Genomic DNA, 25554 nt, shown 5'->3' with positions numbered 1-25554 from the left:
ATGCGAAAAGGATTTAAAGAGGGCGAATGCGAGGTGCAAACCCCGTCGCCATGCTCTTTCTGTGCCTGTGCGCAATCGGTATCGGAGGGTGTCCGCAGAGCCTGGGGAGGTTCACTGATATGTTGTACGACAAATCCCTTGAGAGGGATAACTGTGGTTTCGGCCTGATCGCCCACATAGAAGGCGAACCTAGCCACAAGGTAGTGCGAACCGCGATACACGCACTGGCCCGCATGCAGCACCGTGGCGCAATCCTTGCCGATGGTAAAACCGGCGACGGTTGCGGTCTGCTGCTGCAAAAACCCGATCGTTTCTTCCGCATCGTTGCTGAAGAGCGCGGCTGGCGTTTAGCCAAAAACTACGCCGTTGGGATGCTGTTCCTGAATAAAGATCCTGAGCTGGCTAAAGCGGCGCGCCGCATCGTTGAAGAAGAACTTCAGCTTGAGACCCTGTCGATTGTCGGCTGGCGCGATGTGCCGACCAACGAAGGCGTCCTCGGTGAAATCGCCCTCTCCTCGCTGCCCCGTATTGAGCAAATCTTTGTGAACGCCCCGGCTGGCTGGCGCCCGCGCGATATGGAGCGCCGTCTGTTTATTGCGCGTCGTCGCATTGAAAAACGCCTGCAGGAAGACAAAGATTTCTACGTTTGTAGCCTGTCCAACCTGGTCAACATCTATAAAGGTCTGTGTATGCCGGCGGATTTGCCGCGCTTCTACCTGGACCTCGCGGACCTGCGCCTGGAGTCGGCTATCTGCCTGTTCCACCAGCGCTTCTCCACCAACACCGTGCCGCGCTGGCCGCTGGCGCAGCCGTTCCGTTACCTGGCGCACAACGGTGAAATCAACACCATCACCGGCAACCGCCAGTGGGCCCGCGCCCGTACCTATAAGTTCCAGACCCCGCTGATCCCGGATCTGCACGACGCCGCGCCGTTCGTTAACGAAACCGGCTCTGACTCCAGTTCAATGGACAACATGCTGGAGCTGCTGCTGGCCGGCGGGATGGATATCGTGCGCGCCATGCGCCTGCTGGTGCCGCCAGCCTGGCAGAACAACCCGGATATGGATCCGGAGCTGCGTTCGTTCTTCGACTTTAACTCCATGCATATGGAGCCGTGGGACGGCCCGGCGGGCATCGTCATGTCCGATGGCCGCTACGCTGCCTGTAACCTCGATCGTAATGGCCTGCGCCCGGCGCGCTACGTCATTACCAAAGATAAGCTCATCACCTGCGCCTCTGAAGTCGGTATCTGGGACTACCAGCCGGACGAAGTGGTCGAGAAAGGCCGCGTGGGCCCAGGCGAGCTGATGGTTATCGATACCCGCGCCGGACGCATTCTGCACTCGGCGGAAACCGATGACGATCTGAAGAGCCGCCACCCGTACAAAGAGTGGATGGAGAAAAACGTTCGTCGCCTGGTGCCGTTCGAAGATCTGCCGGAAGAAGAAGTCGGCAGCCGCCAACTGGATGACGACACGCTCGCCAGCTACCAGAAACAGTTTAACTACAGCGCGGAAGAGCTGGACTCCGTCCTGCGCGTGCTCGGCGAAAATGGCCAGGAAGCAGTCGGTTCGATGGGCGATGACACGCCTTTCGCCGTGCTCTCCAGCCAGCCGCGCATTATCTACGATTACTTCCGTCAGCAGTTCGCCCAGGTGACTAACCCGCCTATCGATCCGCTGCGTGAAGCGCACGTCATGTCGCTGGCCACCAGCATCGGTCGCGAAATGAACGTCTTCTGCGAAGCGGAAGGCCAGGCCCATCGCCTGAGCTTCAAATCGCCGATCCTGCTGTACTCCGATTTCAAACAGCTGACGACGATGGAAGAAGAGCACTATCGTGCCGACGTCCTCGACATCACGTTTAACCCGGCAGAGGCCTCGCTCAGCGAGACGGTGAAAGCCCTGTGTGACAAAGCAGAGCAAATGGTGCGCGAGGGTACCGTGCTGCTGGTGCTGTCCGACCGCAACATCGCCAAAGACCGTCTGCCGGTACCGGCGCCGATGGCCGTTGGCGCGATCCAGACCCGTCTGGTCGATAAAAGTCTGCGCTGCGATGCCAACATCATCGTTGAAACCGCCAGCGCCCGCGATCCGCATCACTTTGCGGTCCTGCTCGGCTTCGGCGCGACCGCTATCTATCCGTACCTCGCCTATGAAACGCTGGCGAAGCTGGTCGACAGCAAAGCTATCGATAAAGCCTACCGTGCGGTGATGCTGAACTATCGCAACGGTATCAACAAAGGTCTGTACAAAATCATGTCGAAGATGGGGATCTCCACCATCGCGTCCTACCGCTGCTCGAAGCTGTTCGAAGCCGTCGGTCTGCATCGCGAGGTTTCCGATCTCTGCTTCCAGGGCGTGGTCAGCCGCATCGGCGGCGCCGGCTTCGACGATTTCCAGCAGGATCTGCTGAATCTGTCGAAACGCGCCTGGCTGGCACGTAAGCCACTGGCTCAGGGCGGCCTGCTGAAGTTCGTGCACGGCGGTGAATATCACGCCTACAACCCGGACGTGGTTCAGACCCTGCAGAAGGCCGTGCAGAGCGGCGAATACAGCGACTATCAACAATACGCGAAACTGGTTAACGAACGTCCGGCGGCCACGCTGCGCGATCTGCTGGCGCTCAATCCAGGCGAAGACGCAATCAGTATCGACGACGTAGAACCGGCGAAAGAGCTGTTCAAACGCTTCGATACCGCGGCGATGTCGATCGGCGCGCTGAGCCCGGAAGCACACGAATCGCTGGCGGAAGCGATGAACAGCATCGGCGGTTTCTCTAACTCCGGTGAAGGCGGTGAAGACCCGGCGCGCTACGGCACCAATAAAGTGTCGCGCATCAAGCAAGTCGCGTCCGGCCGCTTCGGCGTCACGCCAGCCTATCTGGTCAATGCCGACGTCATCCAGATCAAAGTCGCCCAGGGGGCGAAACCGGGTGAAGGCGGTCAGTTGCCGGGTGATAAAGTCACCCCGTATATCGCCAAACTGCGCTATTCCGTACCGGGCGTGACGCTGATCTCCCCGCCGCCGCACCACGATATCTACTCTATCGAGGATTTGGCGCAGCTGATTTTCGACCTCAAGCAGGTCAACCCGAAAGCGATGATTTCGGTCAAACTGGTTTCTGAACCGGGCGTTGGCACCATCGCCACCGGCGTGGCCAAAGCCTATGCCGACCTGATCACCATCGCCGGCTACGACGGCGGTACCGGGGCGAGCCCGCTCTCGTCGGTGAAATATGCCGGCTGTCCGTGGGAGCTTGGCCTGGTGGAAACCCAGCAGGCGCTGGTCGCTAACGGTCTGCGTCACAAGATCCGTCTGCAGGTGGACGGCGGCCTGAAAACCGGCCTCGATATCATCAAAGCGGCGATCCTTGGCGCAGAAAGCTTCGGTTTCGGTACCGGCCCGATGGTCGCGCTGGGCTGTAAATACCTGCGTATTTGCCACCTGAACAACTGCGCGACCGGCGTGGCGACTCAGGATGACAAACTGCGTAAGAACCACTATCACGGTCTGCCGTTCAAAGTGACCAACTACTTTGAATTTATCGCCCGTGAGACCCGCGAGCTGATGGCCCAGCTGGGCGTCAAACGTCTGGTGGATCTGATTGGCCGCACCGATCTGCTCAAAGAGCTGGATGGGTTTACTGCCAAGCAGCAGAAACTGGATCTGGGTAAACTGCTGGAGACCGCAGAGCCGCATCCGGGCAAAGCGCTGTACTGCACCGAGAACAACCCACCGTTCGATAACGGTGTACTCAACGCGCAGCTGCTGCAGCAGGCGAAACCGTACGTGGATGAAAAGCAGAGCAAAACGTTCTGGTTCGATATCCGCAATACCGACCGCTCCGTGGGGGCCTCGCTGTCCGGGTATATTGCCCAGACCCATGGTGACCAGGGACTGGCCGGGGATCCGATCGTCGCCCACTTTAGCGGCACCGCAGGCCAGAGCTTCGGCGTGTGGAACGCCGGTGGCGTAGAGCTGCATCTGACCGGCGATGCCAACGACTATGTCGGGAAAGGCATGGCGGGCGGTCTGCTGGCCATTCGTCCTCCGGTCGGCTCTGCGTTCCGCAGCCATGAAGCCAGCATTATCGGCAACACCTGCCTGTACGGCGCGACCGGTGGTCGTCTGTACGCCGCAGGCCGCGCAGGCGAGCGTTTCGCCGTGCGTAACTCCGGCGCCATTACCGTGGTGGAAGGCATCGGTGACAACGGCTGTGAATATATGACCGGCGGCATCGTCTGCGTGCTCGGTAAAACCGGCGTCAACTTTGGCGCAGGGATGACCGGCGGCTTTGCTTATGTCCTGGATGAAGATGGCGACTTCCGTAAACGCGTGAACCCGGAACTGGTGGAAGTGCTGGACGTTGATTCTCTGGCTATCCATGAAGAGCACCTGCGCGGTTTAATCACCGAACATGTGCAGCTTACCGGTTCGCAACGTGGCGAAGAGATCCTCGCCAACTGGCCGGCCTTCTCCGCGAAGTTTGCGCTGGTTAAACCGAAGTCCAGCGATGTTAAAGCACTGTTGGGTCACCGTAGTCGTTCCGCAGCTGAGCTGCGGGTGCAGGCGCAGTAAGGGGTTAAGATGAGTCAGAACGTTTATCAATTTATCGACCTGCAGCGCGTTGATCCGCCAAAGAAACCGCTGAAGATCCGTAAAATTGAGTTTGTGGAAATTTACGAGCCGTTTTCAGAAGGCCAGGCCAAGGCGCAGGCAGATCGCTGCCTCTCCTGCGGCAACCCGTACTGTGAATGGAAATGCCCGGTGCATAACTACATCCCGAACTGGCTGAAGCTGGCCAACGAGGGGCGTATTTTTGAGGCGGCTGAGCTGTCGCATCAGACCAACACCCTGCCAGAAGTCTGCGGGCGCGTTTGCCCGCAGGACCGCCTGTGTGAAGGCTCCTGTACGCTGAACGATGAGTTCGGCGCGGTGACCATCGGCAACATCGAACGCTATATCAATGACAAAGCGTTCGAAATGGGCTGGCGTCCGGATCTCTCCGGCGTGAAGCCGACCGGTAAAACCGTCGCGATCATCGGTGCTGGCCCGGCGGGCCTCGCTTGTGCCGACGTGCTGACCCGCAACGGCGTCAAGGCGGTGGTGTTTGACCGCCATCCGGAAATCGGCGGCCTGCTGACCTTCGGTATCCCGGCGTTCAAGCTGGAAAAAGAGGTGATGACCCGCCGCCGTGAAATCTTCACCGGCATGGGCATTGAGTTCAAACTCAATACCGAAGTGGGCCGCGACGTACAGCTCGACGACCTGCTGAAAGAGTACGATGCCGTGTTCCTCGGCGTCGGGACCTATCAGTCGATGCGCGGTGGACTGGACAACGAAGACGCCCCGGGCGTCTACGACGCGCTGCCGTTCCTGATCGCTAACACCAAGCAGATCATGGGCTTTGGCGAAACAGCTGATGAGCCCTACGTCAGCATGGAAGGCAAACGCGTGGTCGTGCTCGGCGGTGGCGACACCGCGATGGACTGCGTGCGAACCTCCATTCGTCAGAATGCGGCGCACGTGATCTGTGCCTATCGTCGTGACGAAGAGAACATGCCCGGTTCAAAACGCGAAGTGAAAAACGCGCGTGAAGAAGGCGTTGAGTTCCAGTTCAACGTCCAGCCGCTGGGCGTGGAAGTGAATGCCAATGGCAAAGTGTGCGGCGTGAAGATGGCGCGCACCGAGATGGGCCAGCCGGACGCGAAAGGCCGCCGTCGCGCGGAGATCGTCGCTGGTTCTGAACACGTGGTGCCGGCTGATGCGGTGGTAATGGCCTTTGGCTTCCGTCCGCACAGCATGGAGTGGCTGGCGAAGCACAGCGTCGAGCTGGACTCTCAGGGCCGCATCATCGCGCCGGAAGGCAGCGACAACGCGTTCCAGACCAGCAACCCGAAAATCTTCGCCGGTGGTGATATCGTTCGCGGTTCCGACCTGGTGGTCACTGCGATTGCCGAAGGCCGTAAAGCGGCGGACGGGATCCTCAACTTCCTTGAAGTCTGATTAGGCTCTGAGCCTCAGCGCCTAAAAGCCCGATGGTTAACGCCATCGGGCTTTTTTATTGCTCATTCGCCGGGCAAACCGCCGCTTTCAGCGCCGAATTATACCAGCCGCAGATATGCTCTAAGCGGGTGATCGCCGATCCGACGGTCACCGCCCACGCGCCGCAGCGCATCGCCTCAGCTGCCTGCGCAGGCGTATTGTAGCGCCCCTCTGCGACCACTCGGCAGCCCGCGGCGCTCAGGCTTTTCACCAGCGCCAGGTCCGGTTCGACCGGTGTCCCCTCTGCGGTATAGCCGGAGAGAGTAGTGCCAACCATATCGAAGCCCAACTGCCAGCATTCCAGGGCATCGTCGAGAGAGGAACAATCTGCCATCGCGTTTTTCCCCTGGCGGTGAATTGCCGCCAACAACGATGCGACAGAGGCCGGACGCTGGCGCCGCGTGCCGTCAACCGCAATGATATCGGCCCCCGCCTGCGCCAGGGCATTCACATCCTCAAGCCACGGCGTAATACGCACCGGGCTATCATGCAGATCGCGCTTAATCAGCGCGATAACAGGCACCGTCACTAACGGACGAACGGCCTGCAGGTTGGCCAGACCTTCTATGCGCAGCGCCACCGCCCCCGCCTGTTCCGCCGCCAGCGCCATCGCCGCGACGATGGCGGGGTTATCCAGCGGGCTGCCCGGCACCGGCTGACAGGAGACAATTAACCCACCGTAATAGCGAATACGCCGATCCAGTTGTGCAAGTAAAGACATGACTGCTCCCTGAAAGATAAGTGTGGCAATAACAGTACCAGCCGCAGGGGCGCGTCGTGTGTGGCGGGGTTAACAAAGCAGGCAGGAAAAAAAACAGGCCCCGGAGGGCCTGTCAGGCGTTACTTCACAACGCGGAGCGCCGGGCGACCACCGCGCGGCGGCGGCGTGTCGTCAGGATCGTCGTCGTGATTATCCGGCTTATCGCCATCGATCACCGACATCACCGTTTCGCTTTCACTCTCAGGCGCGACGTCATCATCGTTGAGGCTGCTGACATCTTCGTCATAGGCCGCTTCCGGTTCAAACATCGTGCCGGCGCCGTTCTCACGGGCATAGATGGCGAGTACCGCAGCCAGCGGAACAGACACGTTACGCGGCACGCCGCCAAAGCGCGCGTTAAAACGCACCTCGTCATTCGCCAGCTCCAGATTGCCGACCGCACGCGGGGCAATATTGAGAACGATTTGACCGTCGCGCGCGTACTCCATCGGTACGAGCACGCCCGGCAGAGTGACATCCACCACCAGGTGCGGCGTCAGCTGGTTATCCAGCAGCCACTCATAAAACGCCCGTAACAGATACGGGCGACGCGGCGTCAGCTGTGATACATCCATTATTTAGCCCCGACCGAGGCGCATTTCACGCTCGGCTTCAGTTAAAGAAGCGAGGAAGGAATCACGCTCAAATACGCGAGTCATGTAGCCTTTGAGCTCTTTCGCGCCTGCGCCAACCAGTTCCACACCGAGAACCGGCAAACGCCACAGCAGCGGCGCCAGGTAGCAATCCACCAGGCTGAACTCGTCGCTCAGGAAGTAAGGTTTCTGGGTGAAGACCGGCGCGATGGCCAGCAGTTCTTCACGCAGCTGCTTACGCGCAGCATCAGCTTGCGCTGCGGTACCGCTCTGGATGGTGTTCATCAGCGAATACCAGTCCTTCTCGATACGTTGCATATACAGGCGGCTTTCTCCACGCGCCACCGGATAAACCGGCATTAACGGCGGATGCGGGAAACGCTCATCCAGATACTCCATAATGATGCGAGATTCCCACAGAGTGAGCTCACGATCCACCAGCGTCGGTACGCTTTGATTCGGGTTGAGGTCAATCAGATCCTGAGGTGGGTTGTCCTTCTCCACGTGCTCTATCTCAAAACTGACACCCTTCTCAGCCAGCACAATGCGGACCTGATGGCTATAGATGTCAGTAGGACCAGAAAACAGCGTCATTACCGAACGTTTGTTGGCAGCGACAGCCATGAAAACCTCCAGGTATATTCAGAATTTTGTACTGCTGCCAGTCACTCATGACCGGCCAGATGTAAAAACCCCAGTAGCGCGATGTCACCTTCGTTCACGAATAAAACAAAAAATGAACAATCACCAGCATTTGGGCAGAAAATTGGATGATAGTTTACCAGATTTTGAAGACGTTGTGGTGAGGGGATTCTGGAAATGCTGAAAAAGTGGCGAAAACCGGCGGCATGATTGTGGATAACAGCCGTTTTATCCATAAAAAAACCCGCCGGAGCGGGTTTTTTCGCAAATTGTTCTGCGTGAGCAGAAGACAATTAACGTTTGGAGAACTGCGGACGACGACGTGCTTTACGCAGACCGACTTTCTTACGTTCAACCTGACGAGCGTCACGAGTAACGAAGCCTGCTTTACGCAGTTCGCCACGCAGGGACTCATCGTACTCCATCAGAGCGCGGGTGATACCGTGACGGATCGCACCAGCCTGACCAGAGATACCACCACCTTTAACAGTGATGTACAGATCCAGTTTCTCAACCATGTCGACCAGTTCCAGCGGCTGACGAACTACCATGCGGGCAGTTTCGCGACCGAAGTACTGTTCCAGAGAACGCTGGTTGATAACGATTTTACCGTTGCCCGGTTTGATGAATACGCGAGCTGCGGAACTTTTGCGGCGACCAGTGCCGTAGTATTGATTTTCAGCCATTGCCTATAATCCCGATTAGATGTCAAGAACTTGCGGTTGCTGTGCCGCGTGGTTGTGCTCGTTACCCGCGTAAACTTTCAGTTTACGGTACATAGCACGACCCAGCGGGCCTTTTGGCAGCATGCCTTTAACCGCGATTTCAATCACACGCTCAGGACGGCGGGCAATCATCTCTTCAAAGGTCGCTTCTTTGATACCACCGATGTGGCCGGTGTGGTGGTAGTACATTTTGTCTTCGCGCTTGTTGCCGGTTACAGCAACTTTTTCTGCGTTCAGAACGATGATGTAATCACCGGTATCAACGTGCGGAGTGTATTCCGCTTTATGCTTACCGCGCAGGCGACGAGCCAGTTCAGTAGCCAGACGGCCCAGAGTTTTACCGGTCGCGTCAACAACATACCAGTCGCGTTTTACGGTTTCTGGTTTAGCTGTAAAAGTTTTCATTAAAAGCTTACCCAAATAATAAGTTACACGTTGGTGAACACCCAAACGTTTAGTCAGTTGAGGTTCACACGACATTGTCCAGCAAACCTACCCCTTCGAATAGCCTATGCCGGCGCATAGAAAGTTTCGGGAAAAAAACCTTCTCGTAACGTGGGGTCGCAAGATTATAGAGAAGTCGGGGTCAAAGATCGACCCCTTTATGAGATTTTTCAGGCAGGCCCCGGGGTGGTCTTCCGGCTCTCAATCCGTCGGGAAAAAGCGCCCTGTCAGGGCATATGCGGACGCTTGAGATACTCTTCGCTCTGCATCTCCTGCAGACGCGACAGACAGCGCTGGAACTCAAACTTCAGCCGCTCTCCCTGATAAATGTCGTACAGCGGCACCGCGGCGCTGACCACCAGCTTCACGTGGCGCTCATAGAACTCATCCACCAGGGCGATAAAGCGCCGCGCTTCGCTCTCCAGCTGCGCGGTCATCACCGGCACGTCGAGCAGCATCACGGTGTGGAACAGACGGGAGAGGGCAATATAGTCATGCTGGCTACGGGCATCCACACACAGCGTGGCGAACGACGCCGCCAGCGTCTGGTTTTCGACGCCAAGCGTGGGCAGCTCGCGGTGATTGATCTCCAGCGTCGGCCCGGCAGCAGCGCGCGGCGCCCCGGCCAGCGCCAGCCACAGTTTATCCATCTGTTCGCGGGTTTCGCTGTTCAGTGGCGACAGCCACAGGTGCGCCTGCGTCAGCGTACGCAGACGATAATCGATGCCGGCATCGACGTTCATAATATCGCAATGCTGCTTGATGGCGTCGATCGCCGGCAGAAAACGGGCCCGTTGCAGGCCATTGCGATAGAGCTCATCCGGCGGAATATTGGAAGTGGCGACCAGGGTGATGCCGCGGGCAAACAGGGCTTTCATCAACCCGCCTAACAGCATGGCATCGGTAATATCAGAGACGAAAAACTCGTCAAAACAGAGCACATCCGTTTCCGCCTTGAAACGGTCGGCGACAATCTCCAGCGGGTCGCTATGTCCCTGCAGGGTGGTCAGCTCTTCGTGCACGCGCAGCATGAAGCGATGGAAATGCAGGCGCTGCTTACGCTCGCCCGGCAGACTCTGGTAAAACAGGTCCATCAGCCAGGTTTTCCCCCGCCCCACGCCGCCCCACATATACAGGCCGCGGACAGGTGCCGCCTCGACAACCGGTTCGCGCTTGCCCAGCAGTTTGCCGAATTTCGCGCGCAAACCGCCGCCTGACGCGACAGGCGCGGGCTGAGTCTGCAGTTCCTGGTAAATGGTATCAAGGCGGCTCACCGCTTCTTGCTGGACGTCGTCGGGTTGATGGCTGCCCTCTTTCAGGGCTAAAAGGTAACGCGATGTTGGAGACAGGCTTTGCATGATCTAATTGTTATTCCTTGAAAACCGTAATGCCGAAGCTCACGATTGACGAAAAAAAGGCCGTTCTACACTACGCGATGATACGCCAGGATTCCACTTCTGTGGAATTAGCGGTTATAGTGGCACTATCGGGCGCAGGCGGAGAGCCTAAGAGCCACCCTACGGAACCACAAAACAACGGGAGATGTTCATGACCTGGGAATACGCGCTAATTGGGTTAGTCGTCGGTATCATTATTGGTGCCGTCGCCATGCGTTTCGGCAACCGCAAACTGCGCCAGCAGCAGGCGCTGCAGTTCGAACTGGAAAAGAATAAAGCCGAGCTTGAAGAATACCGTGAAGAGCTGGTCAGCCACTTCGCGCGCAGCGCTGAGCTGCTGGATAACATGGCGCATGACTATCGTCAGCTGTATCAGCATATGGCGAAAAGCTCTAACAACCTGCTGCCGGACTCTATGGCAGACGCCAACCCGTTCCGCAACCGTCTGGAAGAGTCTGAAGCCAGCAACGATCAGGCACCGGTCCAGATGCCGCGCGACTACTCTGAAGGCGCATCCGGTTTACTGCGCGGTGGCGCAAAACGCGATTAACTGATCGCGTCTGATAAAATATCTCCGGGCGCGCCCACCGCGCCCGCTCCTTCCCCCACTTCCCGGCTACAATTTAAACCAGTACCCACATTGTTACCTGTGCAAAAATTCAATAACATCAGGTTATTCAGGACGTTTTTCCATACACCTCAGGTTACGAGAGCCAGCATCTAATGAAGAAACAGACTTTGCTGTTGAGTGCGTTAGCGTTAAGCATTGGGTTATCGTTGTCGGCCCTGCCTCCGGCAGCAGCATCCTTACCGACTCAGGTGCCCGGCCAGGGCGCGTTACCGAGCCTGGCGCCGATGCTGGAAAAGGTCCTGCCAGCGGTGGTCAGCGTGCAGGTGGAAGGCACCGCCTCGCCGACGCTCAATATGCCGGAAGAGCTGAAGAAATATTTTGGTGATAACGCCCCGCAGGAGCAGGCGCAGCCGTTTGAAGGGCTCGGCTCCGGCGTCATCATCGACGCAGCGAAAGGCTACGTGCTGACCAATAATCACGTCATCAATCAGGCGCAGAAGATCAGCGTCCAGCTGAACGATGGCCGTGAATTTGATGCCAAACTGGTCGGCAGCGATGAACAGAGCGATATCGCTCTGCTGCAGCTGATCAAGCCGGCGAACCTGACACAAATCGCCATTGCTGACTCCGATAAACTCCGCGTCGGCGACTTCGCCGTCGCCGTCGGCAACCCGTTCGGCCTTGGCCAGACCGCCACCTCCGGCATTATCTCTGCCCTTGGCCGCAGCGGCCTGAACCTGGAAGGGCTGGAGAATTTCATCCAGACCGATGCCTCGATTAACCGCGGTAACTCCGGCGGCGCGCTGTTGAACCTCAACGGCGAGCTTATCGGGATCAACACCGCGATCCTGGCACCGGGCGGCGGTAGCATCGGCATCGGCTTCGCCATTCCAAGCAACATGGCGAAAACCCTCGCCGACCAGCTCATTCAGTTTGGCGAAATCAAGCGCGGCCTGCTGGGCATTAAAGGCATGGAAATGAGCGCCGATATCGCCAAGGCGATGAATCTCGACGTTCAGCGCGGCGCCTTCGTCAGTGAAGTGTTACCAAACTCCGGTTCCGCCAAAGCAGGGATCAAATCCGGCGACGTCATTGTCAGTCTGAACGGCAAGCCGCTGAACAGTTTTGCCGAACTGCGCTCGCGTATCGCTACAACCGAACCGGGGACCAAGGTCAAACTGGGCCTGCTGCGCGACGGAAAACCGGTCGATGTCGAAGTGACGCTGGATAAGAGCACCTCCTCCACCGCCAGCGCCGAGCTGATTATCCCTGCCCTGCAGGGAGCCTCGTTCAGCGATGGTCAGATGAAGGACGGTACCAAAGGCGTGGTGATCGATAATGTCGATAAAGGCAGCGCCGCCGCCCAGGTCGGCCTGCATAAGGATGACATTATCATTGGCCTTAACCGGGAACGTATTCATTCGATTGCCGAACTGCGCAAAGTGCTTGAAGGCAAACCGCCGGTCATCGCCCTGAATGTGATCCGCGGCAACGAAAGCATCTATCTGCTGCTACGCTGATTGTCTTCCCGGACATCGCCGCCATGTGCGATGTCCGGACAACTCATGCTATGCTGCGTCTGACCATTCATTAACGATATTTGCATCATGCCTGGAAAGTTATTACGTTCGATACTCATCGGTTTGATTGTCGGGGGACTGCTGCTGGCCCTGATGCCATCGCTGCGCCAGTGGCAACTGACGCCGACCACCCAAAACGATACGGCAGACGACTCCCCTGTGAGCTATAACGCCGCCGTACGCCGCGCGGCGCCCGCCGTGGTGAACGTCTATAACCGCGCCCTGAACAGCACCAGCCATAATCAGCTGACGCTTGGCTCCGGGGTGATCATGGATCAGCGCGGCTATATCCTGACCAACAAGCATGTTATCAATGATGCCGATCAGATCATTGTCGCACTGCAGGACGGCCGCGTCTTCGAAGCGCTGCTGGTCGGATCCGACACCCTGACTGACCTCGCCGTGCTGAAGATCAACGCCACCGGCGGGCTGCCGGTGATCCCGATCAACCCGAAACGCACGCCGCATATTGGCGATGTCGTCCTGGCGATTGGCAATCCCTATAACCTGGGGCAGACCATCACTCAGGGGATCATCAGCGCCACAGGGCGCATTGGCCTCAACCCGACCGGCCGCCAGAACTTCCTGCAAACTGACGCCTCGATTAACCACGGTAACTCGGGTGGGGCGCTGGTGAACTCCCTCGGCGAGCTGATGGGGATTAACACCCTCTCCTTTGACAAGAGCAATGACGGCGAAACGCCGGAAGGCATTGGCTTTGCGATCCCGTTCCAGTTAGCGACCAAAATTATGGATAAGTTGATCCGGGATGGCCGGGTGATCCGCGGCTATATCGGCATTAGCGGCCGGGAGATCGCCCCGCTGCACGCACAGGGCGGCGGGATCGATCAGATCCAGGGGATCGTGGTTAACGATGTGGCGCCTGATGGCCCCGCAGCACAAGCCGGGATCCGCGCCAACGACGTGATCATCTCCGTGAATGACAAACCTGCGGTTTCTGCACTGGAGACGATGGATCAGGTGGCCGAGATCCGCCCGGGATCGGAAATTCCGGTAGTCATCATGCGTGATGATAAGAAAATTACGCTCCATATCGCCGTTCAGGAATACCCGGCCACCAACTAAACGGCTCCCCGTTTGGGGAGCCTCGTTAATCGCTAAATACCGGACCGGCCGGGAATCTGACCAGAAACCCGGTCACCGCCAGCAGCGATCTCAGCCCGGGCCAGACTATCTGTCGCTCGCGAAGCTCATCATCCAGCGTCAGTAGCGCAAATTCCCCCTTCTCACCCAGCACGCCACCCTGCCAGAGCAGGCGCTGCGCCTGCTGCCGCGCCCAGGGCGACTCACTCTTCCAGGCCAGCAAATGCAGCAGCGCCTGCTGCAGACAGACGCTGTGCGAATGGTTATCCCGCCGCAGCCGCCGGTAAACGGGCAGGGACACGCTGCGCACGGTATAAAATCCACTGCCCGCCTCTTCATCGCCTTCAGGAATAGCGCGGGCGAACTGCCCCGCCACGTCGCACAGCCGGTTGTGCGTCAGCGGAAGTTGCCGGGCGCTGAGCGCCCCGGCCGCCATGCACAGCAGACCGCTGCGCTGCAGCGAGGGCGTCGCAGAGCGCACGACCGCCGCCGGTAAGGCGATCACCGCCCGTGTCGCCTCGTCAGCGTTATGGTCAGCGCCGGCCTCATAACAGCTGGCCAGCAGCGCTTCACCAGGCGTGGCGTTCAGCGGGGGCGAAAGCAGGTTCAGCGCCGGCTGCAGTTGTGCAAGTTCATCGCCTGACGCCAGCATGGCGTCAACCACCGCCTCCCGTGTTGATGTCCGGTTTTCCGGACAGCATGCTATGGCTTCATTCATCACCGTCTCCTTATGAGAAATCTCCGCGGCCGGTATGCCAGCCGCGGGAACAGGCTGGCCTACATCGCCAGCACGTACTTGAGCATCACCCCGGCGGCGATCGCCGAGCCGATCACCCCGGCCACGTTCGGGCCCATGGCGTGCATCAGCAGGAAGTTCTGCCCGTCCGCTTCCAGACCCACTTTGTTCGACACCCTGGCTGCCATCGGCACCGCCGACACCCCCGCCGAGCCGATCAGCGGGTTGATTTTGTGCCGGCTGAACACGTTCATCAGCTTCGCCATCAGCACCCCGGCCGCGGTGCCCATGCAGAAGGCGATCACCCCCAGCACCAGGATCCCCAGCGTCTGCGGCTGCAGGAACTTGTCCGCCACCAGCTTGGCCCCCACCGACAGCCCGAGGAAGATGGTCACGATGTTGATCAGCGCGTTCTGCACCGTATCGCTCAGCCGCTCCACCACGCCGCTCTCGCGCATCAGGTTGCCGAAGCAGAACATCCCCAGCAGCGGCGCGGCGTCCGGCAGCAGGAGCGCCACCAGCAGCAACAGCTCCGCCGGGAAGAGGATCTTCTCCCGCTTACTTACCGTGCGCAGCTGCACCATGCGAATTTTCCGCTCCCTGTCGCTGGTCAGCGCCTTCATGATCGGCGGCTGGATCAGCGGCACCAGCGCCATATAGGAGTAGGCCGCCACCGCGATGGCCCCCAGCAGCTCCGGTGCCAGCTTGCCCGACAGGTAAATCGCCGTCGGGCCGTCGGCGCCGCCGATGATGCCGATGGCCGCCGCCTGCGGCAGGGTGAAGCTGATGATGCCGAAGTAGTTCAGCGTCAGCGCCCCGAGCACGGTGGCGAAGATCCCGAACTGCGCCGCCGCCCCCAGCAGCAGGGTGCGCGGGTTGGCCAGCAGCGGGCCGAAATCGGTCATTGCCCCAACGCCCATAAAGATGACCAGCGGCGCAATGCCTGAGCCAATCGCCACCTTATAGAAGATGGCCAGCACCCCGGCGGAGTAGCCCATGTCCACCGCGAGGCTCTCCATCTGCCCCTGCACCGACGGCAGGGCCAGCGCCAGCGCCTCCTTAATGGCGTGGACGTCCGGCGCGCAGTGGAGCTTCGCGGCAATCACCGCCAGCTGCGCCGGGTCGTGGTGGGCCAGCAGGCTCTCCAGGGCGGTGAGCGCCAGCCCGGCCTCCGGGATGTTCGACAGCAGGCCGCCGAAGCCAATCGGCAGCAGCAGTAACGGCTCGAACTTCTTCGCAATCGCCAGCCACAGCAGCAGCAGGCTGACCAGCAGCATGATGGCCTGGCCGGCGCCGAGGTGCATCAGCCCCATGCCCTGAATCAGGGCGTTCAGACTTTCCATTTCCGCTCCTCGTCCTTACGCCAGCTGCAGCAGAGTGTCGCCGACCGCCACCGCGTCGCCGGCTTTCACCGCGATACCGCGTACGGTCCCGGCCTGCGCGGCGCGGATTTCGGTTTCCATCTTCATGGCTTCCAGAATCAGCAGCACCTCGCCTTCGGACACCGTCTGGCCTTCCGCGGCCAGCACCTTCCAGATAGTGCCCGCCAGCGGGGCGGTCACCGGGATGCCGGCGCCGGCCGGAGCCGGGGCGGCAGCAGGCGCAGCGGCCACCGGCGCGGCGCTGAGCTGGCTGACGTCGCCGCCGTCGCTGACTTTGACCACAAAGGCTTTGCCTTCCACCTCCACGGTGTAGATACCGGAGGCGGCTGGTTTTTCTGCTTTTGCCAGCGGCTGCGCGGCTTCCGCCTGCGGTACCGGCTCAAAGGCTGCCGGGTTGTGGCGGTTTTCGAGGAACTTGAGGCCGGGCTGCGGGAACAGCGCCACGGTGAGCACGTCGTCGATGGCGTTTTCGGCAAGGGTGATGCCCTTCTCCTGCGCCTGGCGTCTGACGTCGGCTTCCAGCTGCGCCAGCTCCGGCTTCAGCAGGTCGGCCGGGCGGCAGGTGATGGCTTCAGCGCCGTCAAGCACCCGCGCCTGCAGGGCGGCGTTCACCGGCGCCGGGGTGTGGCCGTACTCGCCCTTCAGGATACCGGCGGTCTCCTTCGCGATGGTTTTGTAGCGCTCGCCGGTCAGGACGTTGAGCACCGCCTGGGTGCCAACAATCTGCGAGGTCGGGGTCACCAGCGGGATGAAGCCGAGGTCCTCGCGCACGCGGGGGATTTCCGCCAGCACCTCATCCAGACGGTGGGCGGCGCTCTGCTGCTTCAGCTGGCTTTCGAGGTTGGTGAGCATCCCGCCCGGGACCTGGGCGACGAGGATGCGGCTGTCGGTGCCCTTCAGCTGGCCTTCGAAGGCGTGGTACTTCTTACGCACCTCGCGGAAGTACGCCGCGATGCTCTCCAGCTTGTGGATATCCAGCCCGGTGTCATATTGCGTGCCGGCGAGGGTGGCGACCAGCGCCTCGGTGGCCGGGTGGCCGTAGGTGGCGCTCATGGACGAAATCGCCGTATCCACGCCATCGACCCCGGCTTCAATGGCCTTCAGCAGCGCCATCTCCGCCATCCCGGTGGTGGCATGACAGTGCAGGTGCAGGGTGACGTCGTAGCGCTTCTTGATTTCGCTGACCAGCTCAAAGGCGGCATGCGGCGTCAGAATGCCGGACATGTCCTTGATGGCGACGGAGTCGACGCCGGTCTCCAGCAGCTGTTCGGTGAGGTCAAGCCAGGTCTGCAGGGTGTGCGCCGGGCTGGTGGTGTACGAAAGCGTGCCCTGGGCGTGGGCGCCGTGGCGGCGGACCGCCTGCAGGGCGGCCTGCATGTTGCGCGGGTCGTTCATGGCGTCGAAGACGCGGAAGACGTCCATGCCGTTTTTGACGGCGCGCTCCACGAAGCGCTCCACCACGTCGTCGGCGTAGTGGCGGTAGCCGAGCAGGTTCTGGCCGCGGAGCAGCATCTGCAGCGGGGTCTTCGGCATCGCCTTTTTCAGCTCGCGCAGGCGGACCCACGGGTCCTCGCCGAGGAAGCGGATGCAGGCGTCAAAGGTGGCGCCGCCCCAGCACTCCAGCGAGCGGTAGCCGACGTCATCCAGCTGAGCGGCGACGGGGAGCATATCGTCGAGACGCAGACGGGTGGCGAACAGGGACTGGTGGGCGTCGCGCAGGACGACATCGGTAATGGCAACGGTCATAAATTCCTCCGTGAATTAAGGGTGAAGACGGCGATGGTGGTGAATGGCGGCGACAATCGCCGGCTTTAAGCGGGCGAAGTCGTCGGCGGGCGCGACGGCGGCCGGTGCCGGTTTGGGGGCGGCAGGCGGCTCGGGAAACAGGCGGTTGACGGCGAGGGACATTCCCCGGATGGCAAAGATGAGCAGCAGCAGAAACACCAGCACAAAGCCCATGCCGAGAAACATCAGGGTGAAGCCTTCGCCTAACAGGACGGCATTGTCAGTCATAAAATAGCCTTTGGGAGGGGCGCAATAATGGCTAACAGCAGACCGCGTTAGCCGAGTGGATTTCCCCGGACCGCCTGGTCAGAAGCCTCTGTTTAGCAGTCAGCTGCCGCTGCCATTACTGCGCTATATATTCAATCGGGGTTATTTAATGAAGCTCACATGTTTGCAGATTTCATCGGCGACCATGTCTTTGCGCTGATTAAAGATCACTTTATTCTGCTCAAACAGGTTATTGCCGTGGGTATCGATTGAGACAATTAACGGCCCGAACTCTTTCACACGACATACCCATAAGGTTTCCGGCATCCCTAAATCACGCCACTGCGCATCTTCGATTTCTTCCACGCAGACCGCGGCGACGACCGCGCAGCCGGCCGGGAACACGCAGTGCAAGGCTTTATGCTCGGCGCAACCCTCTTCGGTTCCCTTCCCCATACCGCCTTTACCAACGATTAATTTCACGCCAGTCCTGGCAATAAACTCTTTTTCAAATTTCTCCATGCGCATACTGGTGGTCGGCCCAACGGAGACCATTTCAAATTTATCTTCCGAACCTTTAATCGGTCGCACAATCGGCCCGGCATGCAATATCGCGCCACCGGCAACATTGACCGGTAATTCACGCCCGCCCTCAATTAAGCGACGATGAGCCACATCGCGACAGGTCACAATATGGCCGTTGAGATAAATGATATCGCCCGCTTTAATATCAGCTAAATCTTCATCTTTAATGGGCGTAGTGAGTATTTTTTTAGCCATCAGAATGCCACTCCTGTGTGAGACGTAATGGTGTAGTTCAGGTCTTTATCGAAAACGATATGTCCTTTGCGGTGCGACCAGCAGCCGACGTTGACCGCCACGCCAATGGTGGAAGGATGGCGTGCGGTATTTTCGATATTGACGCCCATCACGGAGGTATTGCCGGACATCCCCTGCGGGCCCAGACCGATTTTGTTGATGCCGTCTTCGAGCATTTTTTCCAGCGATGCCGCCCGTTCGTTATCATTGTGCGAGCCAATCGGGCGCATCAGCGCTTTCTTCGACAGCAGCGCCGCGGTTTCCACCGACGTTGCCACCCCAACGCCAACCAGCAATGGCGGACAGGCGTTCAGGCCATAGCTGGTCATCACATCCAGCACAAAGCGGGTCACCCCTTCATAGCCAGCGCCAGGCATTAACACCATCGCTTTACCCGGCAGCGAGCAGCCGCCGCCAGCCATATAGGTGTAGATGCTGCACTGATCGGAATTGGGAACGATCTCCCAGAAGACCGTCGGCGTACCTTTACCGACGTTTTTACCGGTGTTGTATTCATCAAAGGTCTCGACGCTGTTATGACGCAGCGGGGAGTCGACGGTGGCTTTGATCACCGATTCGCGCAGCAGCGCTTCCAGTTCGCCGATCAGCGGAAAGTTGGCGCCGCACTCCACCAGAAACTGGATCACGCCGGTATCCTGGCAGGAGGGACGATCCAGCTCTTTCGCCAGACGCTGGTTTTCAATCATGGTGGTAAAGATGACGTCCGCCAGCTGGCTGGTCTCTTTCTTATGCAACTCTTTTAGTTTTGCCGTGACGTCATCAGGCAATACTTTGCCGGTATATCCCACAAATCTGGCCATGATGTCGGTCATGCGGGATATCTGTTCGCTTTTGCTCATAAAGGCTCCTTAGTCAGAACAGCGTCCGTAAGTTACGGATGAAAAGGGAAAAGGATTGGCAGCAGGATCAGGCTGACAATGGTGGAAACGATAATCAGAGGGATGCCGGATTTGGCGTAATCGACGAACTTATAGCCCCCGGCCGACAGCACCATCATATTGGCGGGCATCCCGATCGGCGTCGCATAGGCGCAGGAGCTGCCAATCACCGTCGCCATCAGCACCGCACGCGGATCGGCGCCCATACCGGCGGCAATCGACAGGCTCACCGGCACCAACAGCGCGACGGTGGCGGTATTGGACATAAAGTTGGTCATCACCACGGAGAGGGCAAAGACCACCACCAGCAGCATGAACGGCGAGGAGTTGTTGCCCAGCAGACCGATAACCTGGTCAGCCACCAGCTTGCCCGCCCCGGTCATTTCCAGCGCCTTTGCCAGCGCCAGGGTGCCGCCGAAAATAAAAATAGTCTGTGAATCAATAGCTTTGTAAGCTTGCTTTTCCGTCAGCACCCCGGTAACCACCAGCACCAGGGCACCGATACAGCCGGCCACCGCCAGGCTAATGCCGGTCTGTTTTTCGAAAATCATGCCGAGGATCGTGGCGATCAACACCACCAGGGACAGGATCTGCTTCCAGCGTGGAACGTGGCTGTAATCCCGCTGTTCGCCGACGCTGCCCACTTCCCCGCTGTTTGGATTATTGGGCAAAAACTTATAGCCGATGGTCAGGAAATAGAGGATGCCGCAGACCAGCATCGGTAGACCCACTTTCGCATACTCAAAGAAACCGAAGCCGCTGCCGATGTTCTGTAAGGCCGATTGCGCGATCAGGTTGCCCGGGGCGCCAATCAGCGACAGGTTGCCGCCCAGCGCGGCAGCAAACACCAGCGGCATCAGCAGACGCGAGCGGGAAAATCCCGATTTGGCGGCCACGCCAATGACGACCGGGATCAATACGGCTGCTGTACCGGTATTGGAGAGAAAACCTGACATCACGCCAACCACCACCATAATGGTGAAGATCAGCTGCTTCTCCGTTTTGGCGAAGTGAGTGATCACCCCACCGACTTTATTGGCCATCCCGGTCTCAAATAACGCCCCGCCAACGATGAACATGGCGACAAAAAGAATGACGTTGCTGTCGATAAAACCAGCAAAGGCCTGCTTCAGATCCAATACGCCAGTGACCACTAACGCCACGCAAACCACCATGGAAGTCACTGCCAGCGGCACTTTCTCCCAGACGAACATGACGATAGCGAACACCAGCAAACATAGGGTGATGGTAATCGGTTCCATACTTATAATTCTTCCTATCAATGATATATGATATTGTATCCAATATTGACGAGGGAGAAATTATTCCCATGCAAAAAGTAAGTCAATGCGTTTTTGTGGAATGATCGCGCAATGAGATCTGCATCAAGATCCTGTGCAGATCGTCACGTGAAGGAATTAATAACGTTGATAAATATAATAAACGCCAGCTATTCGCTGGCGATCGATCCGGTCAGGGAGCAGGATCGGGCAGGTAACGCGTGAGCATATTCTCCATCGAGCGGATGATATGCTCATGCATTCGCTGACGGGCCAGCGCTTCGTTATGCTGCTCAAGCGCTTGTAAGATCGCTTTATGTTCACGGAGGGAAATGACGGCGTACTCTTCTTCGGTCACCTTGTGCCCCATCGACAGTCCGTTCCACATGTTGCAGAGCAGCATCTTCATTTTTTCATTTCCCGCCGCGTTCCAGATCTCCATGTGGAAGGCCTGGTTCAGGTCGGAATATTCAGCAGAATTATTGTCTGCCAGCGCCTTCTCTGCGGCATAGTGAACCTGAGCGATGCGTGAAATATCGGTCCCTGGACGAGAAGCTTTCGCCACCGCTTCACTTTCCAGTACAGCGCGAATTTCGTAATGCTCGCGGATAGTCTGCTCATTAATCCCCAGCACCACCGCACCTTTATTCGGCCGCACTTGAATCAGACCATCGGCGGCTAAAATCTGAAACGCTTCACGTACCGGCATGCTGGAAACGCCAACCATTTTGGCAATCCCTTCAAGGGTAATTTCCTGCCCTTCCACTAAATCCCGCGAAAGGATCGCTTTACGCAAAACCGCCGCCACCTGCTCCTTCGCGGAAAGAAGCTTAATTTTCCCTAATTTAGGCTTCTGCACTTTCCCAATCCTTCATATGTTGACGCATTATCTCCGCAAGCATAAGGAAATAACGCTGTGTTGCCTGAGCAATTTTTTCGCCTTCGCCATGGCCAATGGCGCTCGCCAGTTCGTTCAGGATCTGCGCCGACTCCTGGCCATCCTCTTTCAGGTACAGAATGACATAGGAAATATAACCGTCCAAAAATTGCTGATACGCCTTTGCCAGATAGCGGTTATCAAGATAGGAAATCAGCAACTGATGAAACGCCAGTTCACCGGCGTTATCGCCAGCACGCGCCAGCTCCTGCGCGCGCGCGCGAAGTAATTCCCCCTGATTTGCCGGCACGAGGGCAAACAGTTCCGCAGCCATCACCGCGATAACGCGAAAAATATGGCTCACATCCTCGACGGCCAGCGTGGAGACCTGCATATGTCGGTTAGGCAAGCGCACCAGAAATCCTTCCTGTTCAAGGGACTGTAGCGCTTCCCTAACCGGCATACGTGAAAGTCCCAATTGTTCCGCGATGTTCTCCTGAGTCAGTTCCTCCCCGGGTTTCATGGCGCCGGAGAGGATCTGATAACGAATCATCTGCGCGATTTGGTCCCGGGTCTGTTTTCTTTCGATCTTTTTCACGCTGTCCTCATGGCTGGTGGCTTAAAACGCGGGGGATTTTAGCAGATTTGCCCGACCGCTGGCGCATGGAGGCGAAAAGTGAGGCAATAAAAAGCCGGAACAACGGTTCCGGCTTTTTTGCACGTGCGAGGTTACTTGTTGACGAAGTCTTCACCGAGCGCGATATCTTTCTTCAGGGTGTCCAGCATGCCTTCCAGCGCCTGCTGCTCAAAGGCGCTGAGTTTGCCGATAGACTGTCGCTCTTCCACGCCGTTTTTCCCCAGCAGCAGCGGCTGGGAGAAGAAACGCGCATAGTGGCCGTCGCCTTCCACGTAGGCGCACTCCACCACACCTTTCTCTCCCTGCATCGCGCGAACCAGAGAGAGACCAAAGCGCGCAGCCGCCTGACCCATCGACAACGTCGCCGACCCACCGCCCGCTTTCGCTTCCACGACTTCGGTACCGGCATTTTGAATGCGTTTAGTCAGATCGGCCACTTCCTGATCGCTGAAGCTGACGCCCGGGATCTGCGACAATAATGGCAGAATGGTGACGCCGGAGTGACCACCAATGACCGGGACTTCCACCTCGGTTGCCGATTTACCTTTCAGCTCAGCGACAAAGGTATTGGAGCGGATAATGTCCAGCGTGGTGACGCCGAACAGCTTGTTTTTATCGTACACGCCGGCTTTTTTCAGCACTTCGGCGGCGATAGCCACGGTGGTATTCACCGGGTTGGTGATAACACCGATGCAGGCCTGTGGGCAGGTTTTGGCAATCTGCTGCACCAGGTTCTTAACGATGCCGGCATTCACATTAAACAGGTCGGAACGATCCATGCCGGGCTTACGCGCTACGCCCGCGGAGATCAGCACCACATCAGCGCCTTCCAGCGCCGGGGTAGCATCTTCACCGGAAAATCCTTTAATTTTTACATCTGTGGGGATATGACTTAGATCTACCGCCACGCCCGGCGTAACCGGAGCGATGTCGTACAACGAGAGCTCTGAACCTGAAGGCAGTTGGGTCTTAAGTAGTAGGGCAAGCGCCTGGCCGATACCACCGGCGGCGCCAAGGACTGCAACTTTCATCCTAAACTCCTTATTATGGTTAATTTAGTCTTTCGTTATTCCGTCGCCTGGACCTTAATTCACAAGATGAACAATTACAATGATTATGGCTGAAGAATGCATTATTGTGCGTAGCAATAGAACAGCGGCGCACTTTATGCTTCCTGACTGACCATCCAGCAAAGCGAAGTACCGGATCGACTGTTGGTTACAATACACCCAGCCAGTTGCGCAAAACAACACCAACTCAATAACATTTCATTTACTTTTACATGGCTTTAAGCGTTGTGATGTGAACATGTTCCTTATATGGTTTTTTTGCTAAAATATGCCCCCTTCATAACATTATTGACCTATCCCGTTGCGGATTATTTGCATAAAAATTCACGGTTATGCATAATGATGTTGTTTTTACCACCATAATCTGGGTGACTTATGCGAAGTTCGGCAAAACAAGAAGAACTGGTTAAAGCGTTTAAAGCGCTGCTTAAAGAAGAGAAATTCAGCTCGCAGGGAGAGATCGTCCAGGCGCTGCAGGAAGAAGGCTTCGAGAATATCAACCAATCGAAGGTCTCCCGCATGCTCACCAAATTTGGCGCGGTTCGTACCCGTAACGCCAAAATGGAAATGGTCTATTGCCTGCCTGCTGAGCTTGGCGTGCCGACCACCTCCAGCCCGCTGAAAAATCTGGTGCTGGATATCGACTATAACGATGCCGTCGTGGTGATTCACACCAGCCCCGGCGCGGCGCAGCTGATTGCCCGTCTTCTCGACTCGCTGGGCAAGGCGGAAGGTATTCTCGGCAGCATCGCCGGGGATGACACCATCTTCACCACCCCTGCGCGCGGCTTTACGGTGAAAGATCTGCACGACGCCATCCTGGTCCTGTTCGAACAGGAACTCTGAGTATTCCCCTCTGGCAATCGTCAGAGGGCGACTCCCCTTTCTTTCTCTCTCACGCCCCTCAATCCAACAATTATTTAACATTTTGTGTGATTTAACGCGTCTATACGTTCTTTTACTTAAGGGAAACGCCTAAAACGCACAAAAGATCAAATTCGCATACCTTTATGATTTTATTAGAAATAAATCTTATCACTGCGGATAAGTTGTCATTTTTAATTCTTATAGGTTATAAAAAGCGCAATTCATTGTAACTATTAACGCGCAAAACAATTAGCATGGTATTAATATTTTTGGTGATTAGTGTATACTTGGTTTTGTGATGAGGGTCACGAAACAAAGACCCTCAACAAAAAGATTCGACGAGGTGAACATCATGAAAATCAAAACCACTGTAGCAGCACTCAGCATCCTGTCCGTCGTGTCGTTTGGCGCTTTTGCCGCTGACGTTATCAACAGCGAGCAAGCCCAGGGCCGCGAGGCCATCGGCACAGTTTCCGTCGGCGCGGTAGCCTCTTCCCCGATGGATATGCATGAAATGCTGAACAAGAAAGCGCAGGAAGAAGGGGCTTCTTCTTATCGCATTATCGAAGCCCGCACTGGCGACCACTGGCATGCCACCGCTGAGCTTTATAAATAAGTTGTAGTTCGTCAACGACTAACCCGACACAGATTCTCTACCGCGGCCTGGGCGCATACATCCCCCGCCGCGGCAAAACAAAGACTGGAGTAAAGATTATGAAACGCGCAATGATCATCGCATCCCTTGGCCTGGCTTCCGTTCTCTCTTTCGGCGCAAGCGCGGCCGTTCAGCAAGTTAACGCTGAACAAGCACAAAACCTGCAGTCCATGGGCACCATCTCCGTATCCCAGGTAGGTAGTGCGCCAATGGACATGCGTCAGGAGCTGGCCGCTAAAGCCGAGAAAGAAGGCGCCAGCAGCTACCGTATTATTGAAGCACGTACCGGCGATAGCTGGCACGCCACCGCTGAGCTGTACAAATAAACCCTCGTCGTCTTATTTCGACGACTTGCCCCCGCCTGCCGGGGGCTTTTTTTTGCTTCATCGCCGGCCCCGTCCGGAACAGCGATGTCTAAATACGCTCCCCTGGTTCAGAAACACGTCCGTCACGGTCGGCGAGGCGCGCAACCTCTGG

The 25554-nt window shown here is 57.7% G+C and carries 25 protein-coding genes; 8 read left to right on the top strand and 17 right to left on the bottom strand.

The annotated features are described in order from the left end of the window. The first annotated feature begins 119 nt into the window (after window positions 1–119). Entirely contained in the window at window positions 120–4580 is a 4461-nt protein-coding gene (gene gltB / locus R0140_RS02490; RefSeq protein ID WP_008806660.1) for a glutamate synthase large subunit, read from the top strand. A 9-nt stretch (window positions 4581–4589) separates the two neighbouring features. Continuing rightward, window positions 4590–6008, top strand: a complete 1419-nt coding sequence (gene gltD, locus R0140_RS02485; RefSeq protein ID WP_016161882.1) for a glutamate synthase subunit GltD — start codon at window positions 4590–4592, stop codon at window positions 6006–6008. Window positions 6009–6063: 55 nt separating this feature from the next. On the opposite strand, the gene R0140_RS02480 is transcribed toward gltD, so the two are convergent. The 7 genes from R0140_RS02480 to zapE form a co-directional block, all read right to left on the bottom strand. Continuing rightward, window positions 6064–6768, bottom strand: coding sequence for an N-acetylmannosamine-6-phosphate 2-epimerase (locus tag R0140_RS02480; protein ID WP_012540463.1), 705 nt, complete (start codon window positions 6766–6768; stop codon window positions 6064–6066). A gap of 119 nt (window positions 6769–6887) precedes the next feature. After that, on the bottom strand, window positions 6888–7382 hold the full coding sequence (gene sspB / locus R0140_RS02475) for a ClpXP protease specificity-enhancing factor (RefSeq protein WP_008806663.1): 495 nt from the start codon (window positions 7380–7382) through the stop codon (window positions 6888–6890). A gap of 3 nt (window positions 7383–7385) precedes the next feature. Beyond that, window positions 7386–8024 (bottom strand): stringent starvation protein SspA, encoded by a 639-nt coding sequence (sspA, locus tag R0140_RS02470; RefSeq protein ID WP_002918467.1) that lies wholly within the window; start codon window positions 8022–8024, stop codon window positions 7386–7388. Window positions 8025–8065: 41 nt separating this feature from the next. Then, window positions 8066–8278 carry a hypothetical protein gene (locus R0140_RS02465; protein WP_136047529.1) on the bottom strand — a complete coding sequence of 71 codons (213 nt, stop codon included), beginning with the start codon at window positions 8276–8278 and terminating at the stop codon, window positions 8066–8068. A gap of 57 nt (window positions 8279–8335) precedes the next feature. Then, window positions 8336–8728 (bottom strand): 30S ribosomal protein S9, encoded by a 393-nt coding sequence (rpsI, locus tag R0140_RS02460; protein WP_000829815.1) that lies wholly within the window; start codon window positions 8726–8728, stop codon window positions 8336–8338. A 15-nt stretch (window positions 8729–8743) separates the two neighbouring features. Beyond that, window positions 8744–9172, bottom strand: a complete 429-nt coding sequence (gene rplM / locus R0140_RS02455; RefSeq protein WP_002918559.1) for a 50S ribosomal protein L13 — start codon at window positions 9170–9172, stop codon at window positions 8744–8746. Between the two features lie 266 nt (window positions 9173–9438). Further along, on the bottom strand, window positions 9439–10569 hold the full coding sequence (zapE, locus tag R0140_RS02450) for a cell division protein ZapE (protein WP_008806664.1): 1131 nt from the start codon (window positions 10567–10569) through the stop codon (window positions 9439–9441). A gap of 190 nt (window positions 10570–10759) precedes the next feature. Between zapE and zapG the strand changes: the two genes are divergently transcribed. From zapG to degS, 3 genes are all read left to right on the top strand, one after another. Beyond that, window positions 10760–11158: a Z-ring associated protein ZapG gene (gene zapG / locus R0140_RS02445; RefSeq protein ID WP_012540461.1), complete on the top strand. Its 399-nt coding sequence runs from the start codon at window positions 10760–10762 to the stop codon at window positions 11156–11158. Window positions 11159–11331: 173 nt separating this feature from the next. Further along, window positions 11332–12699 (top strand): serine endoprotease DegQ, encoded by a 1368-nt coding sequence (gene degQ, locus R0140_RS02440; protein WP_008806666.1) that lies wholly within the window; start codon window positions 11332–11334, stop codon window positions 12697–12699. A gap of 87 nt (window positions 12700–12786) precedes the next feature. Then, entirely contained in the window at window positions 12787–13845 is a 1059-nt protein-coding gene (gene degS, locus R0140_RS02435; RefSeq protein ID WP_008806667.1) for an outer membrane-stress sensor serine endopeptidase DegS, read from the top strand. Between the two features lie 25 nt (window positions 13846–13870). Here degS and R0140_RS02430 read toward each other — a convergent pair whose 3' ends face one another. The 10 genes from R0140_RS02430 to mdh all read right to left on the bottom strand — a co-directional run bounded on the left by R0140_RS02430 (window position 13871) and on the right by mdh (window position 23516). Further along, entirely contained in the window at window positions 13871–14581 is a 711-nt protein-coding gene (locus tag R0140_RS02430; RefSeq protein ID WP_008806668.1) for a hypothetical protein, read from the bottom strand. A 59-nt stretch (window positions 14582–14640) separates the two neighbouring features. Then, on the bottom strand, window positions 14641–15942 hold the full coding sequence (locus tag R0140_RS02425; protein ID WP_117122497.1) for an oxaloacetate decarboxylase subunit beta: 1302 nt from the start codon (window positions 15940–15942) through the stop codon (window positions 14641–14643). A gap of 15 nt (window positions 15943–15957) precedes the next feature. Next, window positions 15958–17727 carry a sodium-extruding oxaloacetate decarboxylase subunit alpha gene (oadA, locus tag R0140_RS02420; protein ID WP_032741034.1) on the bottom strand — a complete coding sequence of 590 codons (1770 nt, stop codon included), beginning with the start codon at window positions 17725–17727 and terminating at the stop codon, window positions 15958–15960. A 15-nt stretch (window positions 17728–17742) separates the two neighbouring features. After that, window positions 17743–17994 carry an oxaloacetate decarboxylase subunit gamma gene (locus R0140_RS02415; protein ID WP_012540458.1) on the bottom strand — a complete coding sequence of 84 codons (252 nt, stop codon included), beginning with the start codon at window positions 17992–17994 and terminating at the stop codon, window positions 17743–17745. A 141-nt stretch (window positions 17995–18135) separates the two neighbouring features. Continuing rightward, a complete protein-coding gene (gene ttdB, locus R0140_RS02410) occupies window positions 18136–18753 on the bottom strand; it encodes a L(+)-tartrate dehydratase subunit beta (RefSeq protein WP_012967163.1) in 618 nt (205 codons plus the stop codon). Next, the gene (ttdA, locus tag R0140_RS02405; RefSeq protein WP_008806674.1) at window positions 18753–19652 is read right to left on the bottom strand and encodes a L(+)-tartrate dehydratase subunit alpha; all 900 of its coding nucleotides are present in this window, start codon (window positions 19650–19652) and stop codon (window positions 18753–18755) included. Before ttdA ends, ttdB begins: the two co-directional genes overlap by 1 nt. Before the next feature lie 32 nt (window positions 19653–19684). Further along, window positions 19685–20953 carry an SLC13 family permease gene (locus tag R0140_RS02400; RefSeq protein WP_012967161.1) on the bottom strand — a complete coding sequence of 423 codons (1269 nt, stop codon included), beginning with the start codon at window positions 20951–20953 and terminating at the stop codon, window positions 19685–19687. Window positions 20954–21164: 211 nt separating this feature from the next. Next, window positions 21165–21830 (bottom strand): GntR family transcriptional regulator, encoded by a 666-nt coding sequence (locus tag R0140_RS02395; protein WP_008806676.1) that lies wholly within the window; start codon window positions 21828–21830, stop codon window positions 21165–21167. Beyond that, on the bottom strand, window positions 21817–22446 hold the full coding sequence (locus R0140_RS02390) for a GntR family transcriptional regulator (protein ID WP_008806677.1): 630 nt from the start codon (window positions 22444–22446) through the stop codon (window positions 21817–21819). The genes R0140_RS02395 and R0140_RS02390 overlap by 14 nt, the downstream gene beginning before the upstream one ends. Before the next feature lie 131 nt (window positions 22447–22577). Further along, a complete protein-coding gene (gene mdh / locus R0140_RS02385) occupies window positions 22578–23516 on the bottom strand; it encodes a malate dehydrogenase (RefSeq protein ID WP_008806678.1) in 939 nt (312 codons plus the stop codon). Between the two features lie 414 nt (window positions 23517–23930). On the opposite strand from mdh, the gene argR reads away from it, so the two are divergent. From argR to yhcN-B, 3 genes are all read left to right on the top strand, one after another. After that, complete coding sequence (argR, locus tag R0140_RS02380; protein WP_002918625.1) at window positions 23931–24401, top strand: transcriptional regulator ArgR; 471 nt, start codon at window positions 23931–23933, stop codon at window positions 24399–24401. A gap of 373 nt (window positions 24402–24774) precedes the next feature. Next, a complete protein-coding gene (yhcN, locus tag R0140_RS02375) occupies window positions 24775–25038 on the top strand; it encodes a peroxide/acid stress response protein YhcN (protein ID WP_008806679.1) in 264 nt (87 codons plus the stop codon). Window positions 25039–25136: 98 nt separating this feature from the next. Then, the gene (gene yhcN-B / locus R0140_RS02370) at window positions 25137–25403 is read left to right on the top strand and encodes a DUF1471 family stress response protein YhcN-B (protein WP_008806680.1); all 267 of its coding nucleotides are present in this window, start codon (window positions 25137–25139) and stop codon (window positions 25401–25403) included. Window positions 25404–25554: the final 151 nt, after the last annotated feature.

This window comes from Klebsiella sp. w6 (assembly GCF_033100215.1).
GTDB classification, from domain to species: Bacteria; Pseudomonadota; Gammaproteobacteria; order Enterobacterales; family Enterobacteriaceae; genus Klebsiella; species Klebsiella variicola.
The sequence above is the reverse complement of the archived record's forward strand: the minus strand, read 5'-3'. Positions and strand labels throughout refer to the sequence as shown.

Bases quoted from the DNA above. Each gene is read 5' to 3' on its own strand.
- gltB (WP_008806660.1), top strand. From the start codon at position 120: ATGTTGTACGACAAATCCCTTGAGAGGGATAACTGTGGTTTCGGCCTG.
- gltD (WP_016161882.1), top strand. From the start codon at position 4,590: ATGAGTCAGAACGTTTATCAATTTATCGACCTGCAGCGCGTTGATCCG.
- R0140_RS02480 (WP_012540463.1), bottom strand. From the start codon at position 6,768: ATGTCTTTACTTGCACAACTGGATCGGCGTATTCGCTATTACGGTGGG.
- sspB (WP_008806663.1), bottom strand. From the start codon at position 7,382: ATGGATGTATCACAGCTGACGCCGCGTCGCCCGTATCTGTTACGGGCG.
- sspA (WP_002918467.1), bottom strand. From the start codon at position 8,024: ATGGCTGTCGCTGCCAACAAACGTTCGGTAATGACGCTGTTTTCTGGT.
- R0140_RS02465 (WP_136047529.1), bottom strand. From the start codon at position 8,278: ATGGATAAAACGGCTGTTATCCACAATCATGCCGCCGGTTTTCGCCAC.
- rpsI (WP_000829815.1), bottom strand. From the start codon at position 8,728: ATGGCTGAAAATCAATACTACGGCACTGGTCGCCGCAAAAGTTCCGCA.
- rplM (WP_002918559.1), bottom strand. From the start codon at position 9,172: ATGAAAACTTTTACAGCTAAACCAGAAACCGTAAAACGCGACTGGTAT.
- zapE (WP_008806664.1), bottom strand. From the start codon at position 10,569: ATGCAAAGCCTGTCTCCAACATCGCGTTACCTTTTAGCCCTGAAAGAG.
- zapG (WP_012540461.1), top strand. From the start codon at position 10,760: ATGACCTGGGAATACGCGCTAATTGGGTTAGTCGTCGGTATCATTATT.
- degQ (WP_008806666.1), top strand. From the start codon at position 11,332: ATGAAGAAACAGACTTTGCTGTTGAGTGCGTTAGCGTTAAGCATTGGG.
- degS (WP_008806667.1), top strand. From the start codon at position 12,787: ATGCCTGGAAAGTTATTACGTTCGATACTCATCGGTTTGATTGTCGGG.
- R0140_RS02430 (WP_008806668.1), bottom strand. From the start codon at position 14,581: ATGAATGAAGCCATAGCATGCTGTCCGGAAAACCGGACATCAACACGG.
- R0140_RS02425 (WP_117122497.1), bottom strand. From the start codon at position 15,942: ATGGAAAGTCTGAACGCCCTGATTCAGGGCATGGGGCTGATGCACCTC.
- oadA (WP_032741034.1), bottom strand. From the start codon at position 17,727: ATGACCGTTGCCATTACCGATGTCGTCCTGCGCGACGCCCACCAGTCC.
- R0140_RS02415 (WP_012540458.1), bottom strand. From the start codon at position 17,994: ATGACTGACAATGCCGTCCTGTTAGGCGAAGGCTTCACCCTGATGTTT.
- ttdB (WP_012967163.1), bottom strand. From the start codon at position 18,753: ATGGCTAAAAAAATACTCACTACGCCCATTAAAGATGAAGATTTAGCT.
- ttdA (WP_008806674.1), bottom strand. From the start codon at position 19,652: ATGAGCAAAAGCGAACAGATATCCCGCATGACCGACATCATGGCCAGA.
- R0140_RS02400 (WP_012967161.1), bottom strand. From the start codon at position 20,953: ATGGAACCGATTACCATCACCCTATGTTTGCTGGTGTTCGCTATCGTC.
- mdh (WP_008806678.1), bottom strand. From the start codon at position 23,516: ATGAAAGTTGCAGTCCTTGGCGCCGCCGGTGGTATCGGCCAGGCGCTT.
- argR (WP_002918625.1), top strand. From the start codon at position 23,931: ATGCGAAGTTCGGCAAAACAAGAAGAACTGGTTAAAGCGTTTAAAGCG.
- yhcN (WP_008806679.1), top strand. From the start codon at position 24,775: ATGAAAATCAAAACCACTGTAGCAGCACTCAGCATCCTGTCCGTCGTG.
- yhcN-B (WP_008806680.1), top strand. From the start codon at position 25,137: ATGAAACGCGCAATGATCATCGCATCCCTTGGCCTGGCTTCCGTTCTC.